We start from the raw sequence: 25,236 nt of genomic DNA, 5'->3' as shown, positions 1-25,236 counted from the left end.
GGTTATCCGATAATAAAGGGAATATTGGTGTAAATTTCTTTGGTGAAATCCAGTACAGCATTCACCGCCCAGGGACCAAAAGCAATAATAGCTAACAGCGTAACCACCAGGCGCGGCAGGAAGCTCAGGGTTTGTTCGTTAATCTGGGTTGCGGCCTGAAAGGTACTGACGATCAGACCAACAATCAGACTCGGAACAATGATTGCAACAACAATCGCCAAAACCAGATAAAGCGCATGGGTAAACAAATCCCCAATCTCTGATGGTGTCATAGCGCCTCCTAAACCGTTCCGAAACTGTTGGCCATGGTGCCCATAATCAGGACCCAGCCATCAATGAGTACAAACAACATTATCTTAAATGGCAGAGAGATAATAATGGGTGACAGCATCATCATACCCATCGCCATCAAAATACTGGCCACCACCAGATCGATAATAAGAAAGGGTATAAATATCAGAAAACCGATCTGGAAAGCCGTTTTCAGCTCACTGGTAATAAATGCAGGAATTAAAATATGGATCGGTGTTTCTTCCGGACTGGCAATATCATCGCGACCACTGATTCGTATAAACATCTGCAGATCATTTTCCCGGGTTTGCATCAGCATAAATTCATGCAATGGTTTAATTGCCCGCTCTGCAGCTTCCAGTGGTGTAATCGTTTCGGCCAGATAGGGCTGTACGGCTTCCGCATTAATCGTCCGGAAGATAGGCATCATAATAAAAATAGTCAGAAACAAAGACAGCCCTAACAACACCTGATTTGACGGTGTTTGCTGCAAACCAATGGCCTGCCGGAGAATAGCCATTACGACGATAATACGGGTGAATGACGTCATCATAATCAGCAGAGACGGCAACACCGACAGCATGGTCATAATCGCCAGAATCTGAATGGTGACCGTATATTCGCCACCACTATCCGTCGATTTATATACAACCGCCGGAATGCCCAGATAAGAGGGTTGCGGATCAGCCGCCATACTCAGCAACGGAAACATCAGCAGGCTGCTGCCCAACAGGATTCTGATCAGTGCTGTTATTTTCATGAGCGTATCGCTTTTTTCAGCAGATCCTGAAAACTGACAGAGCCAGCGCCCTCATCCAGCGTCAATGGCTCATCCAGTTCCGCCAGGGTAGTTATTTGTTGCGGTGTAATCCCCACCAACAGTTGCTTATTACCGACCTGAACAACCGCAATCTTTTCTTTCATTCCCAACGGCAGAACGGCAACCATTTTCAGTTTTGCATTGCCTCCCCCAAGCCGCTGCCCCTGAGTCTTATTGACCAACCAGGCCAAAAGCAGAATCAAGCCCACAATAAGCAGCAAAAAAATGACGACCTTACCAACTGACGATAACGGATCGGGAGCTGCCGGCAAAGCCGGTTCAGCAACCGCAAGCGCTGTACTAAGAAATACCGGGGTCATTAAGCCCGCTTTAACGCAGGCGCTGAATACGTTCACTTTGGCTCACCACATCGGTCAGACGAATACCAAACTTATCGTTCACCATTACCACTTCACCGTGAGCGATCAATGTGCCGTTGACCATAACATCCAGAGGTTCCCCCGCCAGACGGTCAAGCTCTACCACTGAGCCCTGATTCAGCTGCAATAAATTACGGATCGGAATCTGTGTTGCGCCAACTTCCATTGAAATACGGACCGGAATATCCAGAATGACATCCAGTTCAGGGCCAATGCCGTTGTTATCGCCGGGTTTGCTGTCATCGTGCAGTTCATCCAGCTCAACCTGGCGAATATCGGAAGCGGCATCAGCGCCGTCATCCCCATCCAGTTCACCAGCCTCTTCCATCGCTGCCGCCCATTCATCCGCGAGTGCTTCTTCATCATCACCCGCATCGGAAACACCGGCCGCGACTTCATTCGCCAGAGCATCAGCATCAAGTTCAGAAGACTCTTCTTCTGGCAGGTCTTTTTCGTTGTCATCACTCATATTACTCTCCTGTCAGCGCCGTCTGCTTTTCAGCTGATCAATAATTTTGACCGCTAAATTTTCATCTGAAATACCCATTTTCCCGCGGAAAATCGGTACGCCATTGGCTTGCAAAATAAATTCTTCTGGTAAGTCCACGGGAATAACATCACCGGCTTTCAGTGCTGCAACCTCGCGCAGTGTGATATAGCGGTCTACCAGCGTGCCATGTATCGGAACACGGGCATCCAGGATGTCTTCACGTAATGACTGCAGCCAGCGCTCATCGACGTCGTCCACATCACTCTGCACACCGGCATCCAGCACTTCGCGGATGGGCTCGATCATGGAATAAGGAATGGTCAGGTGCAGATCGCCGCCGCCGCCGTCCAGTTCAATATGAAATGTACTTACCACGACCACTTCACTCGGGCTGACAATATTAGCCATTGCCGGGTTTACTTCGGAGCCGACATATTCAAATTCCAGTTTCATGACCGGCCCCCAGGCCTCGATCATGTCACTGAACATCTGGCTCAGAACCAGCTGCACCACACGCACTTCTGTTGGTGTAAATTCGCGTCCTTCAATTTTGGCGTGACGGCCATCACCGCCAAAAAAGTTATCAACCAGTTTAAATACCAGCTTGGCATCCATAATAAATAATGCAGTACCACGTAACGGCCGCATTTTTACCAGATTAAGACTGGTTGGTACGTACAGGGTGTGTACGTACTCACCAAATTTCATAATCTGAACACCGCCGGATGCAACATCAGCACTGCGGCGTAAAAAGTTAAACATGCTGATGCGGGTATAGCGTGCAAAGCGTTCGTTGATCATTTCCAGCGTTGGCATACGACCGCGCACAATACGATCGTTGCTGGTCAGGTCGTAGGCTTTGACCCCTGCAGCATCAATGTCATCTTCCGGCTCAATATCGCCTTCGTCGACACCGTGCAATAACGCATCAATTTCATCTTGCGACAGTAAATCTTGCACGCTCTGTGTTCCTTACTGCATTACAAAATTGGTAAATAAAAGAGCTTCTACGCCCTCTATACCCGATTCCCGCTGTACGATCTGACGAACCTGCTGCAGCAATAACTCCTGCAGTTCGACCCGCCCTTCCGCCGTCCGTAACCGGTCAAAATTCTGTTCGCCGATGACCCGGATAATATCGTTACGTATCATCGGTTCATGCAAATTCAGCGCATCAACAACTGCTGGTTTACGGGTCATAACATCAATACTGACCTGCAGGTAGCGCTGACGTGAGCCGACCTGAAAACTCACCACAAACTCTGGTTTCAGAATCACATACTGAGCCGGTAGCAATGGCTCTTCAGCAACGGTTTCTTCCGTGTCAGCACTGTTTTCATCTGTACTGCTGTCATCGCCGCCGACCAGAAAAAGCGTCACCCCAACCGCCACTGCAATCAACAGGATGGCAGCGGCAATAATCAGAATCAGCTTCTTTTTACTGCCCCCGGCAGGTGCTTCTGCTGCGGTATTGCCACCATCTAGTTTCAGATCTTGTTCTGCTGCCATGTCGGAAAATCTCCCCAGTAAATGTCAATTTAGCAATAGCTGTGCCATAGATTTCCGTCAAAAATCCATCGCATCACGACCAATAACCCGTGAAAGCTGCTGTAAGTCTAGAAGGTTCTGCCGCAGGTGCCGGAATTACGGCGATATAGAAGAGGATTGTGCTCAGCACGGGTAATACGCTGAACGGTTTACACACTCAGCGCATTGCCTGAAAAATTCTGGGCCAATAAGCGGCGTGTTTATCAGTGTGTATAAAAACTGATTAAACACGCCTTAGGGCCACCAGGGCATCGATAGCCACCGGCGGGGAAAGATCAGGCAAAGGTATCCAGAAGATTATTGCTGCTTACCTGTGGCTGTGGCTTATCATCCACAACACCGTCTTCAGCAAACCAGTCATCACCGCCCTGCGTTCCCTGTCCATCGCCGGACTGACCAGAGCCCTCATTTCCCTGACCACGCTCACTGACATCAAAGCCATTCAGTGTAATCCCCTGGGCTGCCAGAGCATCGCGCAACCGGTGAGCATTCGCTTCCAGAACCTCTCTGACATGAGCATGCTGCGCCTGAACCTGCACACTGGCCTGATCCTGACTGACATGCAGTTTAATTTCCAGACTGCCCAGCTCCGGTGGATCAAGCTGGATTCTGGCTTTCTGCACATCTTCGGCCACCATGGTCATAATGCGGGCACCCAGTGCACCACCCCACTCGCGACGATCCTGGCCAAACTCAAGCTTCTCACGGCTACTGTGCAGCCGCTGCGCCTGCAGCTCGATATCCGTCAGCGTATCTCCACTTTCACTGACAAAACTACTGGCGCTGCTGTTATCTTCCGTACTTGCAGCAGTCATTGCCGCAGTACTGGCTGGCGGAATAAGGGTGCTCCCACTGCTCGGTGATGGCTGAACCGCCCCTTGCTGCCCCTGCAGGCTTAGCCCCTGTCCCTGAAGGCTTTGCGCAACTGGCCGGTCTTCGCCCGGCAGTAAGAATCCAGCGCCTTCATCCGCGACCGTGGCGGTGTCATCGACAGTTGTCGCTACAGCGATGCCAGACAACGGCTCACTTGCCGGCTTTCTGGCATGATCTGTTTTCTGCGTCTGACCAGGCGCCATCATGCTGGCGACAGCGCCCGGCTGCGGTGCCCCCTCACTCTGTGGCACAGGCTTCATCGCTCCGGCTTCCGGATCACTGACAGGTACACTTGTCGCCAGCAGCATCGCGGCTGCCGATGCATCAGCATCCGGTGTTTCAGAATCTTCCTCCGGGTGACTGTCCGTTACAGATAGTGCTTTCAGACTGCCAGCCAGCACCTGAGCTGCAGGTACTGCATCAGCCCTGACGGCATCTGTATGAGCAGCCATTTCCAGACCCAGACCGATTTGTCCCAGCAGATCATTAACATCTGCACCACCGTCTACAGCAGCTGACGACAGCATAAGCGGCAAGGTTTGTTGCTCCGGCGGCAAGGTCTGTGCGCCATCAGCCAAAGGGAGCGGCAAAGCGTTCTGGCCTGCGCCAGCACCCGGCATTAGTTGTGACAGTAAGGATGAAAAACCCTGATCCCCGGCCTCTCCGCCGAGGCCAGACAGCCCGCTGTCGCCGGTCATACCAAGCGACAGCAGAATACTTGTTGCGTTGGAGGTTGATCCCGTCGCGTTCATTCCAATCTCCGTTACTCAGGCCTGCAGAAGGCTTTACCTGTAGCTATAGGCAAAGCACGGGCCAAATTGCCGAAAAGAGGAAAGAAAAAGGAATGGTTGTTACGGAAGAGCGCTGTACATCAGACATAATTGGTACAGCGGCCACAACAGGCACTGCAGCCAGTAACCTACAGCATGTCCTGCAGCAAGGTTTCTACGGCGTAATACTCAGCTTCAATCTGCGCAATCAGCAAATCGGCTCCGGCAAGCTTATCCTCCCGGGCTGCCGTTTCCAGCTGATAACATAATTGCGCCAGAACATTAGCACTGATATTACTGCTGGCACCTTTAAAGCTGTGCGCCAGCTCACGCAGCTGCTGCGCATCCTGCTGCTGCAGCGCCTGTGCCAGCAATGGCAGACGTTGCCGGGAGTCGTCGATGTAGACCTGCATCAGATCTGAAAATTCATCGTCCATAACTTCCCGGAGCATATCCAGTGACTCGGGGTCAAAGTGCTCTGCCAGTGACATCATAGTCTCCCATCCAATATTTGCGGCCATCGTATCACCGCTTCGACGACATTGCCTCTGCCCTTATATTCCAGCGATTCACAGATTTGATCAACCAGAGGAATTCCCCGACCGCAATATTGGGCAGAAGCCGGATCTTTTGGCTCATCAAAAACAGGGGCGAAATCAAACCCCGGGCCACTATCTTCAACCGTCAGGACTAATCGTCCGCTGCGTCCGTCCCCCTGGTGTTTCATACTGATAATGACATAACCTTCATTCAGCCCTGCAAGCCGGGTTTCGCGTTCCTGATAGTACTGCATAAAGCCATCCGATGAGCGTTTCAGCTCAGATTTAAGCCCCAGTACGCCATGTTCAAAAGCATTGGAAAACAGTTCTGCCATAACGGTATACAGCTGCCCGCCCATTACCCGTAGTCCGGGTACTTCCATCATGATATGAATCATCAGCGGCAACGGATTAAAGTTTCTCAGGGTTTCATGCCCAAGATAATAAGACATCTCCCAGTCTACCGGACCGGATAACGGCCCGGACGCCAGCTGCAGAGCAATATCTTCCAGCTCATGCTCAGCAATCATCCGCAGCTCAAGCAGCGTGGTGTCATCATCACGGGCACTGTCAGCAACAAACTCCGCTAACGCATGCTGAATATCATCAAATACGTGATGCGGATCTGAGGCCTTGCTGAAGACATTCTGCAGACGCTCTTCGCCAAACATCTCGCCTGCCGGATTACGGGCTTCAACGATGCCATCGGACCACAAAAACAGACGGTCGCCATCACTCATAGGATATTCCGTCAGGGTATCGCTGAACTGTTCGTTATTAAGCACGCCAAGTGGCAGATGTGTCGACTTCAGGCTTTCAACCCTGGCACCATCCTGGCGCAGCATATAGCAATCCGGTACGCCGCCCATCCAGACACTTGCCGATTTACGGTCAAAATTCAGATCAACAACGACAGCACAGCAGAAAAAACCAACAGGAAGAATGCCTTTCAGCTTGAGATTAATTTCCCGCAGAATATCGCGCAGAGCAAAGCCCTTGGCCGTCATACCATAAAATATTTCTGCCAGTGGCATAGCACCAATCGCAGCGGGCAGACCATGCCCGGTAAAGTCCCCGAGCAAAACGTGCATGCCTCCCGCAGGTTTGCGCGCGGCCAGTAACACGTCGCCATTAAAGACGGCCAGTGGGGACAACATATAGCGGATATTAGGTGCCGAAAGGCAGCCGGCATGAGCCACGTTATCAAACACGGCTTTGGCCACATGCTGTTCATGCAGGAGGTGTTCATTATTACTGGCAATCGTATCACGCTGATGCTGCACGGTTCGGTGCATCTCACGCATACGATAAAATGAGCTTATTTTTGCCTGCAGAATAATGTGATTGTAAGGCTTACTGAGAAAGTCATCGCCACCCGACTCCAGACAGTCTGCAAGGCTTTGCGCATCAGTAAGAGAGGTCAGAAAGATAACCGGAACAAAATCCTCTCCGGCATCAGCTTTGATACGGCGGGCGGCCTCACGACCATCCATCACCGGCATCATAACATCCATCAGGATAATATCCGGACGGTGCAGGTCGAAAGCACGAACAGCCTCTACACCATTCTCAGCTTCCAGTACCTGATAGCCCTGATTGCGCACTATGCGTGACAGCACCATCCGGTCAATCTGATTATCATCCGCAATCAGAACTTTAATGGCATCCATGCAGTATTGGCTTACTGTATCTTGAACAACTGTTCGAAGTTAGAAATGGTCAGTATTTTCCGGACATCCTGATTACAGTTAACAATCCGGACATCGGCCCCATCGCCACCGGCGTGATCTCTCAGCAGCAGCAACATTCCCAATGCCGAACTATCAAGGTAAGAGGTTCCACCCAGATCCACAACGTAGCTCTGAACATCTGCAGCCATGCTTTCATAGGCATCGCGGAATTCCTGATGCGCACTGAAATCAAACCGCCCATCTACTTTAATCGTCAGTTCCCGCCCATTCCCTGCGAGAGATGCTTGTACAGTCATCTGTTCTTCTCCACCGGATAATAATTATTCCTTCAACCAAACGGGACGATTCCGTTTTTGGTCGTGCACCAAGAGAGTTTTCTCTGAGTGCCTGCAAACCTTACTTAACTACAATTTACAGGACTTTCTGATTCTGTCGTTATCCTGTCAGTCCTTCAATAGGTTTAGCACAAAGATGTCTTTTGTCATTGTTGCCATCTGCCCGCAATCTATCACACAGCAGCTTCCAGCATCAGCTCAGCAATCCGTCCCAAAGGAGCTATTTTATCAACCGCTCCAAGATCAACCGCTGCTTTCGGCATTCCCCAAACGACACTGCTGGCCTCATCCTGGGCCAGCGTATAAGCACCCGCATCATGTAATCGTTGCATAGCTCTGGCGCCATCTGCGCCCATACCGGTCAACATCACTGCAACCAGATACTTGCTGTCCAGCTTTTCTGCCAGATCATCAAACATCACTTCAACCGACGGCCGGTGCCGGTTTACTTTTTCTCCGTCATCCAGCACACAATAATAGCTCTGGCCTTCGCGGCGGAAACGCAGGTGATAGTCTCCATGGGCAATAATTGCGCGGCCAGGTCGGACCTCAAGACCGTTACAAGCCTCACGAACTTCAATTGCCAGAGTACGATCAAGACGCATCGCCAGTGAAGCACTGAATACTGCAGGTATGTGCTGGGTGATCACAATGGGCGGACAATGAGCCGGCAAGCGGCTCAGAACTTCTCTTATTGCTTCTGTCCCACCGGTCGAGGAGCCAATAGCAATCCAGCGGCGGTAACTGACCGAGGCCTCGACTACCGGTAAAGGCCGCAACATTTTCGTGCTTTTCAGAGGCTGCACTCTGGCATTAGCGGCCATCCGTACCTTTTCTGTCAGCGCGGCAGCAAACGCCAGAAAACTTTGTTCATTCTGAGCCTGAGGTTTGGCGATGTAATCAACCGCTCCCATTTCCAAAGCATCCAATGTAGCCGGTGCTCCAGCCTCTGTCAGCGTTGACACCATGACAACCGGCATTGGCCGCAGCCGCATCAGATTATTCAGGAACTGCAGGCCATTCATGCGTGGCATTTCAACATCCAGTGTCAGTACATCCGGATTCAGCTGCTTAATTTTGTCCCGGGCAATAAAAGGGTCTGCTGCCATACCGATTACTTCAATATCAGCGGTAGAGTCAAACACTTCCTTAAGCATTTTTCTGATGAGTACAGAATCATCAATGATTAACAATCTGATCTTAGCGCTCATAATTCCTCTCAGAACAGATCAATAGAACCAGCGTCAGATACTGCTGGTTGAGATACCGCTTTTTGATACGCCTCTTCACGAGCAATCAATGTATCGTTCTGCAACTGTTTAATGCGGCGAACTTTCACTGAACCGGTATCGGGGAAATAAAGCACCTTACGGGCGAATACATCACCGACATCCGCGGCTGCCACGGTGATTTTTTCATTGGCGAGATAACTGTAAGCAAACAATATATTACGCTGCCCAATGTCACTCATCGATGCAATCATCTGCCCGCCACCAAACAGTTTTACTTCCAGATTTTCACGCCGCCCCCCGCGTTTCAGAATTTCGTTAATCAAATATTCCATTGCCCAGTTGCCATAACGTGAGGCATGGGTCGAGGGGTTGCTACCCCAGACGTCGGATGAATGCTCGCCCTGCTCCGGCAACATGAAGTGGTTCATACCACCAATACCGCGGACACGATCACGAATGCAGGCTGCAATGCAGGAGCCAAGTACGGTGACGATCATTTCCCCATGCGTGGAGACATAAAATTCTCCCGGCAAAATTTTTGCAGCCCAGGTCTGATGAACATTATCCCAGTAGCGGTTAACGTGTTCAAAACCTGAGCTGGGAGGGGGCTGTACAGGACGTCCAGGCTGGATAATGCTCATTTAACCTTCCTGTATATGGTATTTCCCAACGATTCAAACCGATCCGTTATTCCGGATATGTTTTCTGAATGCCCGATCATAAGATGTCCTCCGACAGGCAGAAGGTCGGCGTACCGGTCAAACAGAATCCGCTGTGTATCCTTGTTAAAGTAGATCACAACATTACGGCAGAAAATCACATCGAACGGACCTTTTAAAGGCCAGCTTTCTAACAGATTAAGACGTTTAAAATAGACAAGATCCCGGAGTTCATCCTTCACCTGAACAGAACGTTCATCACGGCTGCGCAAAAAGAAACGCTTCACTACTGACGGTTCCAGCCCCTCAACATGAGAGGCCGGATAAATTCCGGCCCGTCCGGTATCCAGAACACTGGAGTCCAGATCCGTAGCCAGGATTTTCACATCCCAATCGGATGGAAAACCGACCTGACGCAGAGTAATCGCAATCGAATATGCTTCCTGACCAATAGAGCAACCCGCCGACCATATACGTAGGCGCTTGCGGTCTTTATTGGCAAACCTCAGTTGCGGGAAGAGCGTATCCTTTAAAAAACTGAAGTGATGTCCTTCACGGAAAAACGAAGTCAGATTGGTTGTCAGTGAATTAATAAACTCTGTGGATTCTGCCTCCAGATTATTTTCAAGATAGTCCAGATACTGACGGAAGGTCGAGTAACCATGCGCCCGGACACGACGGGCGATACGGCTGTAAACCATATTCCGCTTATGATTCCCCAAAACAATGCCGGTCAGATCTCCTGCCAGATGAGCAATCTGTGCAAAATCTTCATCCGTCATCAAAAATTCGCGGACTTCACTATCTTTATCGGCCGATACCGTTGGAGTTGTCATATCGGTAGAAATCAGAACTCTGCCCATTCATCGTCATCATCCTTCACCGATAAGCCGGTACTTTTCTGCCCGTGGCTGTGCCCACTGCTTTTCGCGGCAGGCTTGGCTGCAGGAACAGAGGAAAGCACAGGCGCTGACTGGCGCTGATGACCATCGATACTGAAAAACTCCATCATCTGCAGCATCGACTGAGCCTGCTCGGCCATTGCCTCCCCTGCTGCAGAGGCTTCTTCAACCAATGCGGCATTTTGCTGAGTCATTTCGTCCATTTGTGCAACAGCACTGTTAACCTGTTCAATACCGGACGATTGCTCTCTGGCTGCCGTGCTGATTTCCTGAATCATCACCGACACCCGATCCACAGCCTGGATAATTTCATTCAGTGTTTTCCCTGATTCGTTAACCAGCGATGTACCTGCATCAACTTTATCAACGCTGTCACGGATCAGATCCTTAATCTCTCTGGCAGCACCGGCTGAGCGCTGCGCCAGATTACGGACTTCGCCTGCAACAACAGCAAACCCCCGGCCCTGCTCTCCGGCCCGGGCGGCCTCAACGGCAGCATTCAAGGCAAGCAGATTAGTCTGGAAGGCAATTTCATCAATCACACTGATAATGTCTGCAATCTTCTTACTGGCTGCATTAATTTCGTCCATTGCAACCACGGCCTTGCTGACAACGTCGCCTCCCACCTGAGCTTTTTGTTTCGCAGAACTGGCCAGCTCATTGGCATGCACTGAATTTTCGCTGGTTTGTTTTACCGCACTGGTCATCTCTTCCATGCTGGAAGCGGTTTCTTCCAGGCTGGATGCCTGCGATTCTGTCCGCTTACTCAGATCGGCATTACCCTGAGCGATTTCACTGGCACCGGTTGAGACCGTTGATGCCGCTTCACGGATACGCGTAATAATATCGGTCAGACGATCAACCGTGGCGTTAGCATCCTGTTTGAGCTTATCGAATGCGCCCTGATAATCATCGTCAATTTTTCGCGTTAAATTACCGTGCGCAAGTGCATCAAATACACGGATTGTATCGCTGATAACACTATCGGCGATGGTCAGCAGACGATTCAGCCCCTGACCAAGATTCAGGAAGAACCCTTCTTTGCCGCTCAGATCAATACGCCGGGACAAATCACCGGAAGCTGCAGCTTCTACAATACGATCAATTTCCTGTTCCGCTGATACCTCATCAGTACGGTCTTTCCACTCGACAATGGTGCCGATGCGTTCTTTTTCATCATTGAAAATGGGGTTAGCGATGAGGCCAAAAGTGCGGCCACCAACAGTGATCTGGGTTTTATACGTATTCTGTAAGGCAGCAAGCATAGTGCGCTGGTGCTCTGGCCGTTTGTGGAATACATCAATATTCTGTCCTTCCAGACGGCTGGCATCAAAGCCGGGAATATCCCGGCGAAGGTCTGCCTCCGCGTGTTTCATCATGTCCTTCACGGCCTGGTTCATATACACGATACGAAGGTCATTATCTGCAATCATGGCATTGGTAGTGACGACATCAAGAGCCTGCTTAACCCTGGCATTAGCATTGCTGATATCACGTTCTCGTTTTTCATGAGCCAGTTCGTTAGTTTTATCAAACCATTCGACAACTGTACCAATCCGCTTTCCGGAAACGTCCAGCCAGGGAGTTGCAGTTAATGAAAACGTAAGATCAGAAACTTTGATGTTGGTTTTATAAGGCTCATTCAGAGCAGCAATCATCTTACGCTGATGACCCGGTTTCTTGTGAAAGACATCAACATTAGTCCCGACCAGAGAACTCATATTAAAATCGGGAAGTTCCTTTCTGATTTCTTCTTCCCTTTCTTCAAGCATCTCTCTCAGGCTTTGATTAATGTACGTTATTTTCATATCGTTATCGGCCAACATAACATTTGCCTGGCATATCCCCAGTGCACCGGCCATGTTTGCATTAACTTTATTTTCCCGGTCTTTCTTAACACGCTCGGTTATATCAGTGGCATACTTAACGACTTTAAATGGCTTGCCACTATCGTCCATAACCGGGTTATAAGTGGCCTGAATCCAGACTTCACTGCCATCTTTCCTGATTCTCAGGTAGTCTTCCTGGTGAAACTTCCCCTGATTCAAAATAGTCCAGAAGTCACGGTATTCATCACTTTCACGATACTCCGGAGTGACAAATATCCGGTGATGTTTGCCAACAACTTCATCCAGCCGGTATCCGAGCAAATCAAGAAAGTTACTGTTAGCATTAAGAATAACACCATCCATAGAAAACTCGATTCTTGCCATACTGGAATCGAGCGCCTTTAGTGTTGATTCCATTTCACGCGCTCTTGCGGAGCTTCCGGAACTAAAGATATTATTCAAAATACTCATCTCACTCTCCTTTTCTGCACTGCCCGGACTCAGTCCTGACAATGAAGAATTATTATTGGTGGCCTGTTGATATTAATTAAACAGGCTCTGATTATCTGTAAAACCTGAATGATATTTATCTTCAGAAATATTCAGCAGATCATCCACATCAAGAAGAATGACCATTTTTTCGTTAACATTAACCAGCCCCTTAATAAATCCGGAGTTTTTATCTTCGGTAAGTTCCGGCGGTTTCCGTGTGGATGCATCGGCAATGGTATAAACATCAGAGACTGCATCAACTACAATCCCCATAACCCGCTCACCATTTTCACGCTCTACTTTAAGAATAATAACAACGGTAACAGGGCTGTATTCCACACGCTTAAGGCCAAAGCGGATACGTAAATCCATAATAGGAACAATAGTACCGCGAAGATTAATCACTCCCCGGATATAATCAGGAGCATTGGGTATCAAAGTCGACTCTTCCCAGCCACGGATTTCCTGTACAGCAAGAATATCGACCCCATATTCTTCATCAGACATCATAAATGTCAGATATTGCTGATCATCTGAACTACCCGGTTCTTTTTTTTCTTCAATTGCTAGAGCATCCATAAGATTTCCTATGCAGCCTGATCTGATCGGGACTGGCCTTTTGCAGATTTGTCCAGATTTTTACCAACATCTGAAACATCAATAATGAGTGCAACGGTTCCATCACCAAGAATAGTTGCGCCCGATATTCCGGTAACACGTTTATAGTTCTGTTCCAGACTTTTAATTACGACCTGCTGCTGGCCAAGAAGATCGTCAACAACGATGCCGACTTTTTCATTATCGCCTTCAACCACGACCAGCATTGGATTTTCAAATTCATCATCACTTGCACGCAGGTTAAACAGCTCGTCAAGACGGACAATAGGAATGTACTCGTCCCGCAATTTCATAACGTACTGGCTTCCCGTTACATGATTCAGTGAGCGTTTCTGCAGCTGAATAGATTCGACAATAGAAACCAGCGGGAAAATATAGGTTTCGTCCTTAACCTTAACCAACTGTCCATCGAGAATAGCCAGCGTCAGTGGCAGACGGATGATAAAAGTAGAACCTTTGCCGCGTTTGGATTTAACTTCGATGCTGCCATTAAGTTCGGCAATATTACGGCGGACAACATCCATCCCTACACCGCGGCCGGAAATATCACTGACCACATCGGCGGTGGAAAATCCGGGAAGAAAAATCAGCTGGTGAATTTCTTCGCTGCTGAGTTCCTGAGTTTCAGGCACCAGGCCTTTTTGTCTGGCTTTGTTCAGAATCCGTTCTTCATTGAGGCCGGCACCATCATCTTTAACTTCGATCACAATATTGCCGCCCTGATGATAGGCATTCAGAGTGATGGTACCCTCTCCCGGCTTACCTGCAGCCAGACGCTGTTCCGTTGTTTCCAGACCATGATCCAGAGAATTACGCACCAGGTGCACTAACGGATCACCGATTTTCTCCATCACAGTTTTATCCAGCTCGGTATTTTCACCCAGCATGACCAGATTTACCTGTTTGCCCAGCTGTCCTCCCAGATCCCGGACAAGACGAGGAAATCGACTGAAGGCAAAGCTGATCGGCATCATGCGGATTTTCATCACGCTTTCCTGCAGCTCGCGGGTATTCTGTTCTAACTGTGTCAGTCCTTCCTGCAAGCGGGCAAGACGACTCATATCAAAGTCCTGCCCAAGCTGGCCAAGCATGGATTGCGTAATTACTAATTCGCCAACCATATTGATCAGACTATCGACTTTATCGATCGACACCCGGATAGAAGAGGGCTCGTTAGATTTTCCTGCTGTACGGGCGGCCGGCTTGGCTTGCTGCGCGGCCGATGCGCTGAGTGCTTCTGAAACTTTATCCGGTATAACAGCAGAAACCGGCTCGGTACTGACTGCAGATTCAGCCACCTCTGTCACTGTAATATCAGCAGTCGGGATGTCAGGAGCAGCAGCAACAGCTAATGGTTGATAATCGATATCGCAATCGTCAGCTACCCACTCAAATACAGCAGCAATATCATCACGATTCACATCACTGCGGACTTCCAGCACCCAGCTGAGGTAACAGTTTTCAGGATGCAGGCTGGTAAATTCCGGAAGGTTATCGGTTAACGGGATAACGGTCAGGTTGTCAGCACCGACCAGTTCCTGCAGCTCACGGAACATGCGGAATGGTTCGTTACCGGTTTGCAGAATATCTTCTGCCGGACGAAAGGTTATACGCCAGCCGTTACTGCAGCCCTCATCAGCAACAGTGGTTTTTTCTTCTGTCACCTGGGAATCGCTATCGGCTGATTGCTGCAGAATTTCTTCAAAGCTGGCTTTTAAGGTCGCCGCACGTTCACCATCAGGTTCTGAACCGGATTGCAGACTGCCAAGCATGGCTCTCAGACAATCAACAGATTGCAGAAACAGATCGATATAGTTGCGCTGCATACTGCGGGTACCACTGCGGATTTCATCCAGCAGGGTTTCCACTACATGGGTAAATTCCGATACCTGCATAAAACCAAAGGTACCGGCACCGCCTTTGATTGAATGGGCAGCACGGAAAATAGTATTCACACTTTCTGCATCGACCTCCTGCGGCTGCAGGTCGAGTAACTGGCTCTCCATCACATCAAGGCCTTCGAAACTTTCTTCGAAGAATATCTGATGAAACTGCGAAAGATCGATGCTCATACCGGTTACCCCAGAACGCGTTTAATCGTGCTCAGAAGCTGCTCCGGATTAAAAGGCTTGACGATCCACCCTGTTGCTCCGGCCTGCTTTCCCTGTGCTTTTACATCGCCTGCAGATTCAGTTGTCAGCATAAGCACAGGCACAAACTTGTAATCGGCCAGTTGGCGCAATTCCTTAACTAATTCGATGCCATTCATGTTGGGCATGTTCACATCGGACAGTACAAGGTCGTATTTTTTTTGACCGGCAAATTCAAGGGCCTGAACGCCATCACAGGCCTCCTGTACATCATGCCCGGCACCACGCAGTGTGAAAGACACCATCTGTCGCATGGATGCAGAGTCATCGACAGCTAAAATACTCGCCATATTTACAGCTCCTGTTGTTTAAAATAGCTCGTTATCGGGCTGATTAATCTTGTTCACTAAGATTTAATGCTTGTGTCAGGCCAAGATAACCGGATATTTCCCGCACCGAATCACTGACACTTTGCCAGTAAATTCTGTGGCCGGTTTTTTCCAGTGTTTTTTGCAAAGCCAGAACCAGCTGCAGGCCGGCACTGTCACAATACTGAACCTGACCCGCGACCAGACTGATATCTCCTGCGGTGGCCAGCGCCTGCTCTGCACTGGCATATAGCTTTTCTACCTGCTCAATACTGAGCCGTTCTCCGCAGTCAATAATGACGTTATCAGTCATAGCAAAGCCCTGTTTAATGTCTGATAACTAAGATTAGACGCTGATTACAAAGCTGCTAGAGAATCTGTGAATAACAACCCGTTCAGCGTTTATATGTTGCGCGATTCAGGAATTGATTGGGGGCAAGTACGACAGGATGATTCGTATAAACCCGCAGGTAAAAACACCGGTCTGCAGGAACACGGAGAGGGGAATCGTAAAATTATCAGACTTTAGTATCAGTACACGCCATTTATGCGCTTAAATGAAATTACTTCTGGTTGCTGCGGGAATTTTGAAAGGCGGCACGGTTAGCCCACTCATCAGACTGCTTCTGCAGTTCTTTATCAGCTTGCTGATCGTGCTCATGATCCAGCCGGTCCATCAACCCGGATAGTGCTTTAACCTTGCCATGATGCTCAAGATAATGACTACGGGCCGTCGCTACACGCTCCTGCAGCAATTTGATCTGCTCATTCTGAGTCTGCAGCGCAGCTTCTATCTGGCCAATAAAGCCCAACGTGTTATGCAGAAAGCCAGAACTCAGAGCCTTATCCGTGGGGGATGAAAGCTGCTGTTGGTATTCATTGGCATAACCCGTAAGTTGCGCCCGTTGCTGCTCTTCCTGTTGCAATTTCTGTTGCAGTTTTCCCCACTCCTGCAGCGCCTGTTGCTCGGCTTTTTCAGCCATATCCAGCAGTACCTGCAAACGGCGCGCACGCGGGTGTTTTCTCATGACTTAGCCTGGGGCGGGGACGGGAATAAATCGTTCAGCTGCTTTTCGCTCGCCGCCATGTCAGCACCTTCGTGCAGACTCTGACGCAGCATCGCCTTGATTTTTGGCAGCCGTTCAATCGCCACATCGAGCAGGTTATCACTGCCGGGCTGATAGGCGCCAACACTGATCAGATCCTGGTTCTGGCGGTAATGCGACATCAGCTGTTTACACAATTGCGCCTTACGCAGCCATTGCTCACTGACAATCTGTGGCATAACCCGGCTGACCGATGCTTCAACATCAATGGCGGGATAATGGCCTTCTTCAGCCAGCTTACGCGACAGCACAATATGGCCGTCAAGAATTGCCCGGCTGGCATCGGCGATCGGGTCCTGCATATCATCGCCTTCACTCAGTACGGTATAAAACGCAGTAATAGAACCGCCGCCTTCCTGACCATTACCAGTGCGTTCAACCAATTTAGGTAATTTATTAAACACCGACGGTGGATAGCCTTTGGTCGCTGGCGGCTCGCCTACCGCCAGGGCAATCTCACGTTGTGCCTGGGCATAGCGGGTAAGCGAATCCATCAGCAGCAGAACGTTCTGCCCCTGATCACGAAAATATTCGGCAACGGAAGTGCAATACTGCGCGGCACGTAAGCGCATTAATGGCGAATCATCCGCCGGAGAAGCCACCACGACCGAGCGGCTCAGGCCTTCTTCACCAAGAATTTCGTCAATGAATTCTTTCACCTCACGGCCACGTTCACCGATCAGGCCGACCACAATAATGTCGGCCTGAGTAAAGCGCGTCATCATACCGAGCAACACGCTTTTACCGACGCCGGAACCGGCAAATAAACCGATACGCTGGCCCCGGCCAACGGTCAGCAAGGCGTTGATAGCACGGATACCAACGTCCAGGGTCTCGCGAATAGGCGCGCGGTGCAGAGGGTTTATCGGGCGGCCCTGCAGGTTGCCCTGATCAACATCCTGCAGCGGTCCTTTCTGATCCAGTGGCCGCCCTGTGCCATCCAGCACGCGGCCAAGCAGGTTAAAGCCCACCGGAACATCAGCAGCAACCGACAGAGGCCATACCCGTGCTCCGGCGCGCAGACCATCGACCTGCTCAATCGGCATCAGAAAAATACGTTCACGGTCAAAGCCAACAACTTCGGCCTCGATATCCTCCGCCTGCTTGCGTTCAACCATACAGCGGTCACCCACCCGCACACTCAGCCCGACCGCTTCCAGGGTCAGGCCGACCATCCGGACAAGCCGTCCGGCGACTTTCGGCTGATAGGGTTTATCCGGTAACTGGATGTGTTGCCAGCGCTCACTCAGGCTCATGTCCGTCGCCCTCAGACCAAACGTTATCCGTCTCGTCCTTATCTATCGGAAGTGAATCGGGTACCGGAGCTTCATTGTCAGACTCAGCAGGGGCAAATTCAGCCGCAGAATCTGCTGGCGAATCGATATCCATAACCGCAGCACTGACAACGGATTCGGGTTCCTGCCACCCGGCCTGCTCATCCTCATCCGGGAAACTGGCGGCCTGATGCATCAGTTGCGGCAGCACGCTATCCAACAACTGATTCAGATATTCGGCCGATGAATACTCGACCAGTGAGTGTTCACTCTCGATACGGCAATTGCCCGCCGGAAGTTTATCGTCAACGCTGTAGTGCAATTCCTGGCCGCTGACTTCCAGACTGGCCTGCAGATGGCGGGCATCATCCGGACCAACAAACACTTTGACCTCTTCCTCACCTGACGGTAATTCGGCGAGCGCATGCTGCACAAAGCGGTGAATATTCACGGCGCCATCGGCAAGCTGTGTACCGATGACCCGCTCACAGATTCCCGCGACTAACGCTGCCAGAACTTCCGGCAGCTGCTGGTCACGTTCAATCAATCCGCTCTGCAGTTGTTTCACAACCCGTTCAAGACGCCCGACCACGGCATTGATATCCGCCTGACCTTTGCGTTTGCCATCGGCTTCACCGGCGCCGAACCCTTCTTCCCGGCCTTCGGTATGGCCCTGATCAAAAGCCGCTTTATAACCTTCGGCATGTCCGGCGTCATAACCTTCGCGCTGCCCCTGCTGGCGCCCTTCGATCAGCCCCTGCTCAAGACCCGCGTTATAGGCATCGCGGCGGATATTCTCCAGCTCTTCAGCCGTCGGCAGGCTGACATCAGCAATATCATCGCCCTCGTCAGAGGACTGTTCTGCCGCTGTTTTTTCAGCGGCTTCTTTCTCCACCAGCCAGGCCGGAGGCTCGGTCCAGAATGGCAGGCGCCAGGGTTTTACCTCCCTGGCTTCTTTGGCAGGAATGGGCGGCAGATGATGCTTCTGATGAAGTTCTGTCATGTTACATCATGGCCTCACCGCCACCGCCCAGCACGATTTCGCCGGCATCGGCCAGACGACGGGCGATGGTGAGAATTTCTTTCTGTGCGCCTTCCACTTCGCTGACTTTAACCGGCCCTTTAGCCTCAAGGTCATCACGCAGCAGCTCGGCTGCACGCTTGGACATATTTTTGAAGATTTTTTCCTGTACCAGCGGGTCGGCGCCTTTCAGCGCGACCACCAACAGATCGGTAGAAACTTCGCGCATCAGCGCCTGGATACCACGGTCGTCGACATCCACCAGGTTGTCGAACACGAACATAAGGTCCTGAATCTGAATGCCCAGATCTTCGTCCACTTCTTTGATCTGCTCAAGCAGATCACTGGCCATAGTACTGTCGACGAAGTTGACGATATTGGCCGCCACTTTGACACCACCAATACTGGTGGTCTGTGCGCCCGCTTTGCCGGAGAACTGACGCTCAAGAATATCGTTCAGTTCGTGCAGCGCTGCTGGCTGTACCGCTTCCAGTGCGGCAACACGCATGATGATATCGAGGCGTACTTTTTCATCAAAATTGGAGAGGATTTCTGCCGACTGATCGGCATCCAGATACGAGACAACAATGGCCTGAATCTGCGGGTGCTCGTGACGGATCAGGTCAGCCACCTGGCGCGGCTCCATCCACTTCAGCGAATCCAGACCAGTGGTATTGCCGCCCAGCAGGATACGGTCGATAAGCGCACCGGCTTTATCATTACCCAGTGCCTGAGTCAGCATATTGCGGATGTAATTATCCGAGCCCAGCCCCATACCGGTCTGGCCGCTCACCGCTTCGAGAAACTCGGCCACCACACCCTCTACCTGGGTTTGGTTAATGTTATTCAGGGTCGCCATCGCGGTACCGACGCGCTGTACTTCTTTCGGGCCCATATGTTTCAGGATTTCGGCCGCATCTTTTTCACCCAGACTCATCAGCAATACGGCGGCACGTTCCAGCCGGCTGAGTTTGGTCAGGCCGCCATCAGCTTCCGCTGGTGTGTTCTCATTTGCCATGATCTTCGTTCACCCACTTGATTACGACCTGAGCTACCCGCGCCGGATCTTCGGCAATCAGCCCTTTCAGTGCATCCAGCTGGCGCTCAAAACTTTCTGACGCCCCCGGCAGCAGGAATTCATCCATACCCGCCAGGGTTACTTTGTCATCGTCCAGACCGGCTTCAGCGTCTTCCAGCTCATCCAGCAGGATCGAAGCTTCGTCGCGGCCACGGTTGGCAATACTCTTGATAGTAGGCCTGATCACACCAAAGATCAGCACCAGAATAAACAGGCCGGCAAGAATTTGTTTCATGATTTCCCAGAACCATGGCTGGGTCCAGAAATCCGGATCACCCAGTTCAATCTCGCCTTTGCCCATAAAGGGTGAGTTGATAACGTTGACGCTGTCGCCACGGGAGGCATTAAAACCAACGGCATCTTTTACCAGTACTTCCAGGCGTTGCAGGTCGTTATCCGTCCAGGGGGTATAGACCGTTTCGCCTTCGGCATTCACACTGGCGCGATCATTCACCACCACCGCAACGGTCAGACGGCGGATACGGCCAATCTGCTGTTGTTTATAACTCAGAGTGCGGTCAATTTCGTAATTACGGGTCGATTCCGAGCGGCGGTTAACACCTGCACCAGCGCCTCCGGCACCACCGTTAGCCACTTCCGGTGCATTCGCCGCAGCCGGCGGCTGATTGGACAATGCTCCCGGAATTCCGCCATTGGTTTTATCGGCATTTTCTTCGTTGAGTAATTGCTCGCTGCGCAGGGCAATTAAGTCCGGGTTGTACAGTTCTTCACTCTGTTCCTGTACAGTGAAATCGACATCGGCCGAGACTTCTGCCTTATAGTTTTCGCTGCCCAATACCGGTTTAAGAATATTATTCACGGCCTGGGTAATAGAACTCTGAACTTTTTCGGTATATTCGAGCTGTTTATGAGCCAGCATTTCGCCGCTCTGCTCTTCTATTTTTGACAGCAGATTACCCTGCTGATCAACCACCGACACATCAGCCCGGTCCATTTCGCTGACACTGGATGCCACCAGATTAATAATGGCTTCCACCTGATCGCGGGATAAATCACGGCCGGCATATAATTCAATAAACACCGACGCCCGTGGCTTGCGCTGGTCGCGGACAAAAACCGATTGTTTGGGCAATGCCAGATGTACACGGGCATTACGCACCGATTTCACACTGGCAATAGTGCGCGCCAGCTCACCTTCCAGGCCACGGCGGTAACGGGCATTTTCAATAAACTGGCTGGTCCCCAGCGTGCTGTCTTTATCCAGCACTTCAAGACCAACGGTTTTATCGTCAATTAAGCTGGCGGCGGCCAGTTTCATTCTGGCTTCATGCAGATCCCCGGCCTGCACCATTAATATCTGGGTAGTGGGATCAATTTCGAAGGGAATACTTTCACGCTGCAGAACTTCGATAATATCCTGCGCATTGTGATCCTGCAGACGATGGATCAGTGGCTTATAGGTTGGTTCGCGCGACCACATTAAAATGGCAATCGCCAATGCGATAACCAAAGCAATACCGGCAATAACACCGATCTGACGAACGATAGACAGACGATTAAAACCTGATAAAACCGGATGCCCGGCTTCTGCTGTTTCCTGCTTTGCCGGCGGAGAAACTTCCAGATCGTCGGTCGTTGATGCGGCTGCGTTATCCATAAGTCAGTACCAGAATTAAACCGGCATATTCATAACATCTTTATAGGCTTCGACCAGTTTATTACGTACCTGGGTCATAGCCTGAAAAGAGACGCTGGATTTTTGCAGAGCAATCATCACTTCCGGTAAATCAACGGAAGGATCACCCTGCTCAAAACGGGTTGCCAGGTCACCGGCAACTTTCTGGTTGGCATTCACGCTGTCGATGGCATTTTTAAACATGCTCTGAAAATCCGGTACAGTATTGTCACCCCGTACCGCAGTTTCATTCTCACTCAGCTTTGCCTGCCGTACCTGATTCAGAGTGACTTGTGGATTGACTGACTGCGGTGCATTGGCATTCTGGCTGCGCAGCTGGCTTTTCACCTGCCGCATCTGCATCAGAACCGAATTAATATCTACGCGATCAACCATGTTTTTACCCTCAGCACTGCAATGATGGTCTGCCTGTTACTTCAGAAATTTGACGCTTTTAGTCACTTTTCTTACTCCTTTTACTGACACTGCAATAGCCTTGCCAGTTTACAAAGGAGAATCAGGAAACCAGCATGGCCTCGACATCCACACCTTCATCACGCAATTTCGCCATTTTATAACGCAGAGTACGCGGGCTGATTCCCAGGCGGTCAGCTGCTTCTTTACGGCTTGGCTCTTCTTTTAAAGCACGCACAATCAATTCCACTTCACGGTGGCGCAGATCATTCCCCAGCTCACCATCATCCACCATGACTTCCGTCATCACGGGGGTTGCCACACTGATATTTTCCTGACGGTTTTTCGGCACCGGAGTCAGAATAAAATCATTGGCGAATAATTGCGGGCCGGTTTGCATAATCAGTGCACGCTGCATGGTGTTATCCAGCTCACGAACGTTGCCCGGCCAGGGATGCGCCAGCAATTTCTGTTCGGCATCTGCCATCAGACGCGGCACCGGTCGTTTCATTTTACGCGCGTGGTGTGCCAGCAAGCGTCCAGCCAGTGGCAGGATATCGTCTTTACGTTCACGCAGTGGCAGCCACTGCAGTGGGAAGACACTCAGGCGGTAATATAAATCTTCGCGGAATTTTCCTTCGGCAACGTAGTCGGCCAGCTCACGGTTGGTGGTGGCGACAATACGCACATCCAGATCGAGCACTTTTTTTCCGCCCAGACGCTCAACCTGACGTTCCTGTAATACACGTAATAATTTGGCCTGCAGACCAAGGTCCATTTCCGTGATTTCATCAAGCAATAAGGTGCCACCTTCTGCCTGCTCGAATTTACCCGGCATAGCATTATAAGCGCCGGTAAACGCGCCCTTTTCATAACCAAACAGCATGGCTTCCAGCATGTTTTCCGGAATCGCGGCACAGTTAATGGCAATAAAAGGCTGGTGACGACGGTCTGATTGCTGGTGAATATAACGTGCCAGAACTTCTTTACCGGTTCCGCTTTCTCCACTGATTAATACTGTGGAATCGGTCTGCGCAACCCGCTGCGCCAGCTGGAATAACTGCTGCGATGCCAGCGCTTCACATACCGGTTCGGAGTCATCGGCCACCGGCGCATCGTTATTAAACGGACGCAGCAAAGCATCCAGTTCCTGTAATTCGAAGGGTTTCATTAAATAATCATTGGCACCACGCTGCATGGCTTTAACTGCCTGACCAACATCGCCATAGGCGGTCATCAGTACCACCGGCAACCAGGGATGCTCCTGCTTAATGGTCTGCAGTAATTCCAGTCCATCCATGCCCGGCATATTGATATCCGACAGGACCAGGTCAAGATTCTGACTGCGGACAATGGCAATCGCCTCAACACCATTCGGCGCTTCACACACCTCGTGGCCTTTCAGCATCAGGGTATCAACAATGGCTTCGCGCAGACGCGGATCATCTTCCACTACCAATAAACGCATAATCATTTCCTCCGTTCTGACGGCTTAAACCGGCAAAATTAATTCCGCCGACACGCCACCGGCCGGACTGTCAGTTAATAAAAAGTCTGCCCGATGGGCACGGGCAACTGCCTGAACGACAGCCAGGCCAAGACCTGTACCATTGGCTTTAGTGGTATAAAAAGGCTCCATAATTTTCTGCTTCTGCTCCGCGCTCATACCCGGACCGTTATCCATTACCTGAATACGGACACGGCCTTCGCGGGTGGCGCTGACCAGAATTTCCAGATGCACAGGACTGCTGCTGGATTCCAGCGCGTTGTTCACAAGGTTCATCAGCGAGCTGATTAATGCATCACGGTTGCAGATAATGCGGACATGCGGAATCTGATTGTCGATATGGCAGGTCGCAGCAAAATTCGCCAGTGGCACCTCCATAGCAGCGGCGACACCCTGCATCAGTTGCTCAAGGGTCACTTCATCGTTCAGCGGGGCTTCGCCACGGGCAAAAATCAGCATGTCGCGCACCTGGTTTTCCAGGTGACGCAGACGCTCCTGCAGCTTTCCGGCAAAGCGGATACGGGTATCTTCGGCGATCTGCTCACCGGCCAGATGCCCGGCGTACAGCGTGGCTGCAGCCAGTGGCGTACGGATCTGATGGGCCAGCGATGCCACCATCTTTCCCATCGCAGACAAACGTTCATGCTGACTCAGCTGCGCCTGCAGGGCACGGGTTTCGGTCATATCCGTTAACAGAATCAATTGCCCCGGCTCATTGGCCATTGGTGCTGTACGCAGATGCACACGGCGGCCATCGACCAGAGAAATCTCATGGCCATCATCCCGGCGGGGCTTAAAACACTTCTGAATTAACGTGCGCCAGCGCTGACCGCACAGAGACGCGGCTCCGGAAGCGGCCAATAACAGCTCGTCCGCGGCGGGATTGCTCTGACGGACATAGCCGTTTTTATCCAATAGCAAAACGCCGGCTGGTAATAACTGCAACAGGCTTTCCAGACGATGCGCGAGCCGTTCTTTTTCCGCCAGCTCCTGCATACGCTGCGCCGAGACATTGGCTAATTCACCACTGAGCTGCTCAACTTTATTTTCCAGAAAGCTGTATGAATCCGTCAGTTGCTGAGACATTTCACTGAACAGTACAAAGGCCTGGCGTAACTCTGCCTGATCCATATGCCCTGACGCTGGAGGAAGATGCTCTCTTACCTGACTCAATGCTGCATTTGCCATGTCCACCTCAGTTGTTTGTCGAAAAACCGACAAAAAAAACAGTCTGAACAGGGGTTGAGCAATTAGCGTGCCGTTTTTCTAGCGC

Annotated in this window: 26 protein-coding genes; all 26 read right to left on the bottom strand. The window is 50.8% G+C overall.

The window, feature by feature from the left end; translation table 11 throughout:
• Positions 1–2 precede the first annotated feature (2 nt).
• Positions 3–272: a flagellar biosynthesis protein FliQ gene (gene fliQ / locus HUF18_RS19340; RefSeq protein ID WP_145465782.1), complete on the bottom strand. Its 270-nt coding sequence runs from the start codon at positions 270–272 to the stop codon at positions 3–5.
• An 8-nt stretch (positions 273–280) separates the two neighbouring features.
• Positions 281–1,051: a flagellar type III secretion system pore protein FliP gene (fliP, locus tag HUF18_RS19335; protein ID WP_145465783.1), complete on the bottom strand. Its 771-nt coding sequence runs from the start codon at positions 1,049–1,051 to the stop codon at positions 281–283.
• Positions 1,048–1,431, bottom strand: a complete 384-nt coding sequence (fliO, locus tag HUF18_RS19330; RefSeq protein ID WP_145465784.1) for a flagellar biosynthetic protein FliO — start codon at positions 1,429–1,431, stop codon at positions 1,048–1,050. The genes fliP and fliO overlap by 4 nt, the downstream gene beginning before the upstream one ends.
• A 10-nt stretch (positions 1,432–1,441) precedes the next feature.
• Positions 1,442–1,960 carry a flagellar motor switch protein FliN gene (fliN, locus tag HUF18_RS19325; protein WP_145465785.1) on the bottom strand — a complete coding sequence of 173 codons (519 nt, stop codon included), beginning with the start codon at positions 1,958–1,960 and terminating at the stop codon, positions 1,442–1,444.
• Positions 1,961–1,972: 12 nt separating this feature from the next.
• Positions 1,973–2,941 carry a flagellar motor switch protein FliM gene (gene fliM, locus HUF18_RS19320; RefSeq protein ID WP_145465786.1) on the bottom strand — a complete coding sequence of 323 codons (969 nt, stop codon included), beginning with the start codon at positions 2,939–2,941 and terminating at the stop codon, positions 1,973–1,975.
• Between the two features lie 12 nt (positions 2,942–2,953).
• The gene (locus tag HUF18_RS19315; protein WP_225693525.1) at positions 2,954–3,490 is read right to left on the bottom strand and encodes a flagellar basal body-associated FliL family protein; all 537 of its coding nucleotides are present in this window, start codon (positions 3,488–3,490) and stop codon (positions 2,954–2,956) included.
• Positions 3,491–3,804: 314 nt separating this feature from the next.
• A complete protein-coding gene (locus tag HUF18_RS19310; RefSeq protein WP_225693524.1) occupies positions 3,805–5,154 on the bottom strand; it encodes a flagellar hook-length control protein FliK in 1,350 nt (449 codons plus the stop codon).
• Between the two features lie 167 nt (positions 5,155–5,321).
• On the bottom strand, positions 5,322–5,666 hold the full coding sequence (locus HUF18_RS19305; protein WP_222428423.1) for an Hpt domain-containing protein: 345 nt from the start codon (positions 5,664–5,666) through the stop codon (positions 5,322–5,324).
• Entirely contained in the window at positions 5,663–7,381 is a 1,719-nt protein-coding gene (locus HUF18_RS19300) for an ATP-binding SpoIIE family protein phosphatase (RefSeq protein WP_145465789.1), read from the bottom strand. The genes HUF18_RS19305 and HUF18_RS19300 overlap by 4 nt, the downstream gene beginning before the upstream one ends.
• Before the next feature lie 11 nt (positions 7,382–7,392).
• A complete protein-coding gene (locus HUF18_RS19295) occupies positions 7,393–7,698 on the bottom strand; it encodes an STAS domain-containing protein (protein ID WP_145465790.1) in 306 nt (101 codons plus the stop codon).
• Positions 7,699–7,910: 212 nt separating this feature from the next.
• Positions 7,911–8,948: a protein-glutamate methylesterase/protein-glutamine glutaminase gene (locus HUF18_RS19290; RefSeq protein ID WP_225693523.1), complete on the bottom strand. Its 1,038-nt coding sequence runs from the start codon at positions 8,946–8,948 to the stop codon at positions 7,911–7,913.
• 8 nt (positions 8,949–8,956) lie between these two features.
• A complete protein-coding gene (cheD, locus tag HUF18_RS19285; protein WP_145465792.1) occupies positions 8,957–9,610 on the bottom strand; it encodes a chemoreceptor glutamine deamidase CheD in 654 nt (217 codons plus the stop codon).
• Positions 9,607–10,491, bottom strand: coding sequence for a CheR family methyltransferase (locus tag HUF18_RS19280; RefSeq protein ID WP_225693522.1), 885 nt, complete (start codon positions 10,489–10,491; stop codon positions 9,607–9,609). Before HUF18_RS19280 ends, cheD begins: the two co-directional genes overlap by 4 nt.
• A complete protein-coding gene (locus HUF18_RS19735; RefSeq protein WP_274704277.1) occupies positions 10,476–12,776 on the bottom strand; it encodes a methyl-accepting chemotaxis protein in 2,301 nt (766 codons plus the stop codon). Before HUF18_RS19735 ends, HUF18_RS19280 begins: the two co-directional genes overlap by 16 nt.
• 126 nt (positions 12,777–12,902) lie before the next feature.
• Positions 12,903–13,430: a chemotaxis protein CheW gene (locus tag HUF18_RS19265; RefSeq protein ID WP_145465794.1), complete on the bottom strand. Its 528-nt coding sequence runs from the start codon at positions 13,428–13,430 to the stop codon at positions 12,903–12,905.
• Positions 13,431–13,438: 8 nt separating this feature from the next.
• The gene (locus HUF18_RS19260; protein ID WP_225693520.1) at positions 13,439–15,541 is read right to left on the bottom strand and encodes a chemotaxis protein CheA; all 2,103 of its coding nucleotides are present in this window, start codon (positions 15,539–15,541) and stop codon (positions 13,439–13,441) included.
• A gap of 5 nt (positions 15,542–15,546) precedes the next feature.
• Positions 15,547–15,909 carry a response regulator gene (locus tag HUF18_RS19255; protein ID WP_145465796.1) on the bottom strand — a complete coding sequence of 121 codons (363 nt, stop codon included), beginning with the start codon at positions 15,907–15,909 and terminating at the stop codon, positions 15,547–15,549.
• 43 nt (positions 15,910–15,952) lie between these two features.
• Positions 15,953–16,240, bottom strand: coding sequence for an STAS domain-containing protein (locus HUF18_RS19250; RefSeq protein ID WP_145465797.1), 288 nt, complete (start codon positions 16,238–16,240; stop codon positions 15,953–15,955).
• Positions 16,241–16,490: 250 nt separating this feature from the next.
• Positions 16,491–16,955 carry a flagellar export protein FliJ gene (gene fliJ, locus HUF18_RS19245; protein ID WP_145465798.1) on the bottom strand — a complete coding sequence of 155 codons (465 nt, stop codon included), beginning with the start codon at positions 16,953–16,955 and terminating at the stop codon, positions 16,491–16,493.
• Positions 16,952–18,289, bottom strand: coding sequence for a flagellar protein export ATPase FliI (fliI, locus tag HUF18_RS19240; protein ID WP_225693518.1), 1,338 nt, complete (start codon positions 18,287–18,289; stop codon positions 16,952–16,954). Before fliI ends, fliJ begins: the two co-directional genes overlap by 4 nt.
• A complete protein-coding gene (locus HUF18_RS19235) occupies positions 18,276–19,310 on the bottom strand; it encodes a FliH/SctL family protein (RefSeq protein ID WP_225693516.1) in 1,035 nt (344 codons plus the stop codon). The genes fliI and HUF18_RS19235 overlap by 14 nt, the downstream gene beginning before the upstream one ends.
• 1 nt (position 19,311) lies before the next feature.
• Entirely contained in the window at positions 19,312–20,346 is a 1,035-nt protein-coding gene (gene fliG / locus HUF18_RS19230; RefSeq protein ID WP_145465801.1) for a flagellar motor switch protein FliG, read from the bottom strand.
• Positions 20,336–22,024 (bottom strand): flagellar basal-body MS-ring/collar protein FliF, encoded by a 1,689-nt coding sequence (gene fliF / locus HUF18_RS19225; protein WP_225693514.1) that lies wholly within the window; start codon positions 22,022–22,024, stop codon positions 20,336–20,338. The genes fliG and fliF overlap by 11 nt, the downstream gene beginning before the upstream one ends.
• 15 nt (positions 22,025–22,039) lie before the next feature.
• Positions 22,040–22,438, bottom strand: a complete 399-nt coding sequence (fliE, locus tag HUF18_RS19220; RefSeq protein WP_225693512.1) for a flagellar hook-basal body complex protein FliE — start codon at positions 22,436–22,438, stop codon at positions 22,040–22,042.
• Positions 22,439–22,559: 121 nt separating this feature from the next.
• On the bottom strand, positions 22,560–23,924 hold the full coding sequence (locus HUF18_RS19215) for a sigma-54-dependent transcriptional regulator (protein WP_274704276.1): 1,365 nt from the start codon (positions 23,922–23,924) through the stop codon (positions 22,560–22,562).
• A gap of 24 nt (positions 23,925–23,948) precedes the next feature.
• On the bottom strand, positions 23,949–25,151 hold the full coding sequence (locus HUF18_RS19210; RefSeq protein WP_225693511.1) for a sensor histidine kinase: 1,203 nt from the start codon (positions 25,149–25,151) through the stop codon (positions 23,949–23,951).
• Positions 25,152–25,236: the final 85 nt, after the last annotated feature.

This window comes from Thalassolituus sp. ST750PaO-4, from assembly GCF_020320405.1.
Classification (GTDB): Bacteria; Pseudomonadota; Gammaproteobacteria; order Pseudomonadales; family Oceanobacteraceae; genus Venatoribacter; species Venatoribacter alkanivorans.
This window is presented reverse-complemented; position numbering and strand designations above follow the sequence as displayed.